The following is a 7,405-nucleotide window of genomic DNA, read 5'->3' on the forward strand; positions in this document are numbered from 1 at the left end:
CAGAAGAAGGAAGAGATGGTGAAAAAGATTCTATTGTCAGCTATCGCTGTGTGTAGCTTGTTTGCACTTTTTGGCTGTAATAACCGGGCTGAAGTTCAAACGTTACAGCCTGCTCAAGCCGCAGAGCTACAGCCAATGCAGCAAAGTTACAAAGGGGTTTTACCTTGCGCGGATTGTTCAGGGATTGAAACGTCGCTGTTTTTGGAAAAAGACGGTACCTGGGTGATGAATCAACGTTATCAGGGCGTGAAAGAACCTTCAGTCTTTGCCTCTTACGGAAGTTGGGCACGTACCGCGGATAAATTGGTTCTCACTGAACGCGACGGCGAAAAACTCTATTTCCGCCCGAAAGGCGATAACCTGGAGATGTTGGATAGGGCAGGTAACTCGATTGAGTCTCAGCTCACTTACACTCTGACGCCAAGTAAAGAAGCGTTACCTGCAACGCCGATGACCATGAAAGGCATGTATAAGTACATGGCTGATGCGGCGATTTTCCAGGATTGCTCTACAGGGAAAACATTCTCTGTGGCCAGTAACGCAGAGCTGGAACGTGGATATGCGGCAGCGCGGGGTGAGGATTATCAGCCGGTATTGCTGGTGGTTGATGCTCACTTTACATTGCAGGCATCACCAGATAGCGGCGAGTTGAAGAAAACAGTCGTTGCAGACCGAGCAGCCAAATTTGAGCCTAAGAAAAGCTGCCACGATTGATAAACAAGTGGATATAAAAAAGCCCCGCTAATCACTTAGCGGGGCTTTTTACTTTATACGCCAGTCTTAGCGTTGAATCTGTGCCAGCAAGAAATCAATGATTTCGCCGGTTTTGATCATCTGCTTCTCACCTTCACGGCGGTTTTTGTATTCAACTTCTTCGCTATCAAGGTTGCGATCGCCGATAACGACAGTATGAGGAATACCAATCAGTTCCATATCGGCAAACATCACGCCTGGACGCTCTTTACGGTCATCCATTAATACGTCGATGCCTTTGGCACGCAGAGTTGAGTACAGCTCTTCAGCCAGTTCTTTCACGCGGAAAGATTTGTGCATGTTCATTGGCAGAATCGCAACCTGGAATGGTGCGATTGCATCTGGCCACACAATGCCACGCTCGTCATTGTTCTGTTCGATTGCAGCAGCAACTACGCGAGTCACACCGATACCGTAGCAACCCATGGTTAGCGTCTGGTTACGGCCATCTTCACCCTGAACTGAAGCTTTCATCGCTTCTGAATACTTAGTGCCAAGCTGGAAGATATGGCCCACTTCGATACCGCGCTTAATCAGCAGGGTACCTTTACCGTCCGGGCTTGGATCACCTTCAACAACGTTACGGATATCAGCAACTTCTGGCAGCGCAACATCACGTTCCCAGTTAATACCAACGAAGTGTTTACCGTCGATGTTTGCGCCTGCCGCGAAATCGCTCATTACAGCAACGGTACGGTCAATCACAACAGGGATTGGTAGATTGATTGGGCCAAGTGAGCCAGGACCTGCTTTAGCGACGGCACGAATTTCTTCTTCGGTCGCGAAAGTCAGCGGGCTAGCAACTTGTGGCAGTTTTTCTGCTTTAACTTCATTCAGTTCATGATCGCCTCGAACCAGCAGAGCGACCAGCGGGTAAGCGCTGCCTTCGGTAGCTTTAACCATCAAAGTCTTAACGGTTTTTTCTACCGGCAGGTTGAACTGTTCAACCAACTCAGCGATGGTTTTCGCATTCGGGGTGTCGATCTGCGTCATTTCAACGGTTGGTGCCGCACGACCGCCAGCCGGAGCGACTGCTTCAGCAAATTCGATGTTCGCTGCAAAATCAGATTCGGTTGAGAAGATAACATCATCTTCACCACACTGAGCCAGCACCTGGAATTCGTGAGATGCGCTGCCACCGATTGAACCGGTATCCGCTTCTACCGCGCGGAAATCCAGACCCATACGGGTGAAGATTTTGCTGTAGGCTTGATACATTGCATCATAAGTTTCCTGCAGGGATTCCTGAGAGGTATGGAAAGAGTAAGCATCTTTCATCAGGAATTCACGGGAACGCATGACGCCGAAACGTGGGCGGACTTCGTCACGGAACTTCGTCTGGATCTGGAAGAAGTTCAGTGGCAGTTGTTTGTAAGAACTCAGTTCGTTACGAATCAGGTCAGTGATGACTTCTTCGTGTGTTGGGCCGAGAACAAATGGGCGATCGCCGCGATCAACAAAACGCAGCAACTCTGGGCCATACTGTTCCCAACGACCGCTCTCCTGCCACAAATCTGCGGGCTGAACCACGGGCATGCACATCTCGATGGCACCGGCGTTGTTCATCTCTTCACGCACGATGTTTTCGACTTTTTTCAGGACGCGCAGACCGGTCGGCAACCAGGTATACAAACCAGAAGCGAGTTTGCGGATCATCCCGGCACGCAGCATCAGTTGGTGGCTGATGACCTCAGCGTCGGCTGGTGTCTCCTTCAGTGTGGAGAGCAGATATTGGCTAGTACGCATGTTGTTACGGTTCCATTTGAACGGCAGATAACTGGCTACCTGAGTAGCCTGATGCAAAATAAGTGTTTTAGTTTACCAGTGTGGCAGGGATGTCAAAAGAGAAGGGCGATAAATTAACGGGTCTCAATTGCAAACACTTCTGAACCGTCGTCTGTCACACGCCAGCGAACATTGAAATCCAGCAATAAAACGGCGTAGGTTTTACCCGCATCTTCCGTTTTACGATAGGCCGGACGAGGGTCTTGTGCGAGCACCTGGCGGATGAAACGCTCAATATAAGGATAACGTTTATCCAACACCGGTAATTGCTGCTGCACATCAGCTGTAAAATATACCGGCATATCGGCTGCGGGGGCGTTTTGCGCATAACCCGCTATGGCTTCTGGCACGGCTTCCGCAAACGGCAGGTAAGGTTTGATATCAACGATGGGGGTGCCATCGACTAAATCCAGACTGCCTAGCTGCAAAATAACCTGATCTTTCTGGCAACGAATACCTTTCAGTTCAACCAGCGACATGCCGATAGGGTTTGGCCGGAAGGTTGAACGCGTGGCAAAAACCCCCATACGCGCATTCCCGCCCAGGCGCGGTGGACGAACTGTAGGCCGCCAGCCACCTTCCATCGTTTGGTGAAAGACAAATAGCAGCCATAAATGACTAAAACCTTCGAGGCCACGAACGGCATCCGCCACATTGTAGGGAGGTTGTAAATGCAATTCGCCCCCGCCATCAGTGACTAAACCTGGTTGGCGGGGGACGGCAAACTTCTCTTTATAAGGAGAGCGGATAACGCCAATTTGCTCGAAACTAAATGCAGTCATTTTGCAGAAACGTTTAACGCCGAACCAACGCAAACAGCCTGACGGTAACACCCTGGCGTACCGCTGGTGACATCACAGCTATGTAGTAAGACCGCATTTGCTTTCATTTTTGAGGCGTTTACTTGTAAGCGTTTGCGAGCTGTTGGGATATTCGGTGGCGAATCCTGATTGCTAACCTGGCATGAATCACCGCTGACTTCACCGAGGTCGCGGAAAGGTTTACCGACTAACTCTTCAGCATTGGTATAGATTCTTACTGGTGCTGGACGTGGAGCTTTAGGCTTAGCAGGTTCTGGCGTCGGCGCCGTTGCAGTGCTTTTAACAGGTTCAACAGGGGATCTGCTTAGCATCGTACAGCCGCTCAGCATGACTGCTAATAAACAGATCGGTAAAGCACGCATAATTTTTCCTCAATGAATGATAAAACGCGATTATTGAACCAAGCTCTCGTACAAATAACAAGACGGGCATAAGCCCGTCTTAGATTATTTACGCAAAAATAGAAGAATGGAAACTTACCAGCCTTTTACTGCGCCGCCGTTGAAGACTTTGTTTGCTGCTTCGTAAACTTCGTCAGACTGGTAAGCCTGAACAAATTTCTTCACGTTTTCAGCATCTTTGTTGTCTTCACGGGAAACGATCATGTTCACATATGGAGAGTCTTTATCTTCAACGAAGATACCGTCTTTCGCTGGAGTCAGGCCAATCTGGCTTGCGTAAGTGGTGTTGATGATAGCCAGAGCAATCTGAGCATCATCCAAAGAACGTGGCAGTTGTGGCGCTTCCAACTCAACCAGCTTCAGGTTTTTAGGATTCTCAGTCACATCCAGAACTGTTGGCAGCAGGCCAACACCATCTTTCAGTTTGATCAGACCTTGTTTCTGCAGCAGCAACAGGGAACGGCCAAGGTTCGTTGGGTCGTTTGGCAGAGCAATCTGTGCGCCAGTCTGCAGCTCATCCAATGATTTGATTTTTTTGGAGTAGCCTGCAATTGGGTAGACGAATGTGTTACCAACAGAAACCAGTTTGTAGCCACGGTCTTTAATCTGCTGATCCAGGTATGGTTTGTGCTGGAAGGCGTTAGCATCAATATCGCCTTTGCTCAGAGCTTCGTTTGGCAGAACGTAATCGTTAAAGGTAACCAGCTCAACATCCAAGCCGTATTTCTCTTTTGCGACTTTCTGCGCAACTTCAGCAACCTGCTGTTCAGCACCAACGATGACGCCAACTTTAATATGGTTTGGATCTTTCTCGTCCTGACCGCAACCCACAAGTGCCAGAGAACCAATCAGAGCACCAACTGCCGCAAAGGTTTTAAATTTAAAAGACATATCCCTTCCTTACTATGTGTAAAAACGATGTTGTGTTGAACGTATTATTTGTGAGTCACTGCCCGGACGATACGATCGCCTGAGAATTGAATTAAATACACTAATACCACCAATAACACTAATACCGTATTCATCACGGTAGCGTTATAACCGATATAACCGTACTGATAACCAATCTGACCTAAGCCTCCGGCACCAACAGCACCACCCATAGCAGAATAGCCAACCAGTGTAATCAGCGTGATGGTTGCAGCATTCACCAGACCCGGTAGTGCTTCTGGTAGCAGAACTTTGCGAATAATCTGCATTGGTGTTGCGCCCATTGCACGCGAAGCTTCAATCAGGCCCGAAGGGATTTCCAATAGGGCGTTTTCTACCATACGAGCGATAAACGGTGCTGCGCCTACGGTTAACGGCACAATAGCCGCTTGCAGGCCAATCGACGTTCCTACAATCATTCGGGTAAATGGAATCATCCATACCAGCAATATAATGAACGGGATAGAACGGAAGATATTCACTAACGCCGAAAGGCTGTTATAAAGCTTAGCGTTCGCGCTGATTTGCCCCGGACGTGTAATATAAAGAAGCACACCGACAGGCAAACCAAGAACGAAGCCAAAGAAGCCAGACACAAAAGTCATCGCCAGCGTTTCATACACGCCTTTTAACAGTAACCACATCATTGGCTCAGACATAACCCAGCACCTCTACTTTTACATGTTGCTGCTGCAGGTATGTGATAGCAGCGTCCATATCCTGATGTTCACCATGCAATTCACACAGCATAATGCCGAACTTCACGCCGCCGGCGTAATCCATCTGCGCGCTGATAATATTGCTGTTCACATTAAAGCGGCGGGCGGTTTCGGAAAGTAGCGGAGCATCAACAGACTGGCCGGTAAATTCCAGGCGCAGTAAAGGAACTGTTGTTTTGCTTTTATCGGCGCTCAAACGCTGTGCGTAATCTTCCGGAATATCCAGATGCAAAGTGGATTGAATAAACTGTTGTGCCAGCGGTGTCTTTGGATGAGAGAACACTTCGCTTACGGTATCTTGTTCTATTAACTCACCGTCGCTAATGACCGCAACGCAGTCACAGATGCGTTTAACAACATCCATTTCATGGGTAATTAATAGAATAGTCAGACCAAGGCGGCGATTAATATCTTTCAGTAGTTCGAGAATCGAACGCGTTGTTGCTGGGTCGAGTGCGCTGGTGGCCTCATCACACAACAACACTTTAGGATTGCTGGCCAGTGCACGAGCAATAGCGACACGCTGTTTTTGCCCGCCAGAAAGATTGGCAGGGTATGCATCATGTTTTTCACTCAGGCCGACCAAATCAAGTAATTCAGATACGCGACGTTTGATTTCTTCGCGCGGCGTATTGTCCAACTCTAATGGCAATGCAATGTTGCCATAGACGGTACGGGAAGAGAGTAAATTAAAGTGCTGGAAAATCATGCCAATCTGACGGCGCGCTTTGGTGAGCTGCCCTTCAGAAAGTGTTGTCAGCTCCTGACCATCGACCAGTACTGAACCTTGCGTTGGGCGCTCAAGCAGGTTTACACAGCGGATGAGTGTGCTTTTCCCTGCACCTGATGCGCCGATCACGCCATAAATTTGCCCAGCAGGAACATGCAGGCTGACGTTATTCAACGCCTGTATGCTGCGATTCCCTTGCTGGAACACTTTGGTGATATTCGAAAGTTTAATCATTAGGTTATTTATTATCGTATGAGTGTAAGCCGTGGCATTTTCTGCTGCCGATAACGGGCGATGACCGCTATCGATATGGATGTTAAGGCATCCAGACGTCTAAATCAATCCGCGAATGATTGTCTGTTCTCGCCCGGATAAGAAATCATGCGATACTACGGCTAATAATCCCAGTTTCAGGAGTTTCCAAGTGGCACAGTCTGTTCCCGCTATTTTTCTCGATCGTGATGGCACCATTAATGTTGATCATGGCTATGTCCATGAAGTTGATCAGTTCGAGTTCATTGATGGTGTGATTGACGCAATGCGTGAGTTAAAAGCAATGGGCTATGCATTGGTTCTTGTCACCAACCAATCAGGTATCGCCCGTGGCATGTTTACGGAAGATGATTTTGAAAATCTGACAGAGTGGATGGACTGGTCTTTAGCAGACCGCGGTATTGACCTGGATGGTATCTATTATTGCCCGCATCACCCAGATGCAATAATAGAAGAGTTTCGCCAAACCTGTGATTGCCGTAAACCGCAACCGGGCATGTTGCTCTCTGCTCAAGAGTTCCTTCATATAGATATGGCTTCTTCATATATGGTTGGCGACAAATTGGAAGACATGCAGGCAGCGTCAGCTGCACAAGTAGGGACAAAAGTACTGGTTCGTACTGGTAAGCCAGTCACTGAGCAAAGCGAAGCTGCAGCTGATTTTGTCATTAATAGCCTCGCAGACCTGCCAAAAGCGATAAAAGCGCGCTAAAAATAAGCTTAACGCCTAAAAAATGTGCGGTCAGTAATTATTTTGAAAATAGGGGTTGTCAGCTTCCAGAAAATCCCTATACTGCGCCTCCACTGACACGGCACAACGGCTTACAAACCGGCCCGTCAGCCAGACGAAAAGCGAAAATAAACGCTTGACTCTGAAAGAGGAAAGCGTAATATACGCCACCTCGAGTTAGCAAGCGAAAGCGCGCAACTCACTGCTCTTTAACAATTTATCAGACAATCTGTGTGGGCACTCGCAGGATTGATATCTCAGAT

Annotated in this window: 8 protein-coding genes; 2 read left to right on the forward strand and 6 right to left on the reverse strand. The window is 48.2% G+C overall.

Features of this window, described 5'->3' with window-relative positions:
- Positions 1-18 precede the first annotated feature (18 nt).
- Positions 19-714: an envelope stress response activation lipoprotein NlpE gene (gene nlpE, locus LVQ76_RS15705; protein WP_232922022.1), complete on the forward strand. Its 696-nt coding sequence runs from the start codon at positions 19-21 to the stop codon at positions 712-714.
- Between the two features lie 66 nt (positions 715-780).
- On the opposite strand, the gene proS is transcribed toward nlpE, so the two are convergent.
- The 6 genes from proS to metN all read right to left on the reverse strand — a co-directional run bounded on the left by proS (position 781) and on the right by metN (position 6,373).
- Positions 781-2,499, reverse strand: coding sequence for a proline--tRNA ligase (proS, locus tag LVQ76_RS15710; RefSeq protein ID WP_232866198.1), 1,719 nt, complete (start codon positions 2,497-2,499; stop codon positions 781-783).
- 113 nt (positions 2,500-2,612) lie between these two features.
- Complete coding sequence (gene tsaA, locus LVQ76_RS15715; RefSeq protein ID WP_232922023.1) at positions 2,613-3,320, reverse strand: tRNA (N6-threonylcarbamoyladenosine(37)-N6)-methyltransferase TrmO; 708 nt, start codon at positions 3,318-3,320, stop codon at positions 2,613-2,615.
- Positions 3,317-3,721, reverse strand: a complete 405-nt coding sequence (rcsF, locus tag LVQ76_RS15720; RefSeq protein WP_232866201.1) for an envelope stress sensor lipoprotein RcsF — start codon at positions 3,719-3,721, stop codon at positions 3,317-3,319. The genes tsaA and rcsF overlap by 4 nt, the downstream gene beginning before the upstream one ends.
- A 114-nt stretch (positions 3,722-3,835) precedes the next feature.
- A complete protein-coding gene (gene metQ, locus LVQ76_RS15725) occupies positions 3,836-4,651 on the reverse strand; it encodes a methionine ABC transporter substrate-binding lipoprotein MetQ (protein ID WP_154151392.1) in 816 nt (271 codons plus the stop codon).
- Positions 4,652-4,695: 44 nt separating this feature from the next.
- A complete protein-coding gene (locus LVQ76_RS15730; RefSeq protein ID WP_034493533.1) occupies positions 4,696-5,349 on the reverse strand; it encodes a methionine ABC transporter permease MetI in 654 nt (217 codons plus the stop codon).
- Entirely contained in the window at positions 5,342-6,373 is a 1,032-nt protein-coding gene (gene metN / locus LVQ76_RS15735) for a methionine ABC transporter ATP-binding protein MetN (protein WP_232922024.1), read from the reverse strand. The genes LVQ76_RS15730 and metN overlap by 8 nt, the downstream gene beginning before the upstream one ends.
- 190 nt (positions 6,374-6,563) lie before the next feature.
- Between metN and gmhB the strand changes: the two genes are divergently transcribed.
- Positions 6,564-7,124 carry a D-glycero-beta-D-manno-heptose 1,7-bisphosphate 7-phosphatase gene (gmhB, locus tag LVQ76_RS15740; protein WP_232922025.1) on the forward strand — a complete coding sequence of 187 codons (561 nt, stop codon included), beginning with the start codon at positions 6,564-6,566 and terminating at the stop codon, positions 7,122-7,124.
- Positions 7,125-7,405 lie beyond the last annotated feature (281 nt).

Origin of the sequence: Buttiauxella cochleicola (assembly GCF_021283185.1) — a bacterium.
Lineage (GTDB): Bacteria > Pseudomonadota > Gammaproteobacteria > Enterobacterales > Enterobacteriaceae > Buttiauxella > Buttiauxella massiliensis.

What these genes read in the sequence shown, in the direction of transcription:
- proS (WP_232866198.1), bottom strand. Translation starts at nt 2,499, where the DNA reads ATGCGTACTAGCCAATATCTGCTCTCCACACTGAAGGAGACACCAGCC.
- tsaA (WP_232922023.1), bottom strand. Translation starts at nt 3,320, where the DNA reads ATGACTGCATTTAGTTTCGAGCAAATTGGCGTTATCCGCTCTCCTTAT.
- rcsF (WP_232866201.1), bottom strand. Translation starts at nt 3,721, where the DNA reads ATGCGTGCTTTACCGATCTGTTTATTAGCAGTCATGCTGAGCGGCTGT.
- metQ (WP_154151392.1), bottom strand. Translation starts at nt 4,651, where the DNA reads ATGTCTTTTAAATTTAAAACCTTTGCGGCAGTTGGTGCTCTGATTGGT.
- LVQ76_RS15730 (WP_034493533.1), bottom strand. Translation starts at nt 5,349, where the DNA reads ATGTCTGAGCCAATGATGTGGTTACTGTTAAAAGGCGTGTATGAAACG.
- metN (WP_232922024.1), bottom strand. Translation starts at nt 6,373, where the DNA reads ATGATTAAACTTTCGAATATCACCAAAGTGTTCCAGCAAGGGAATCGC.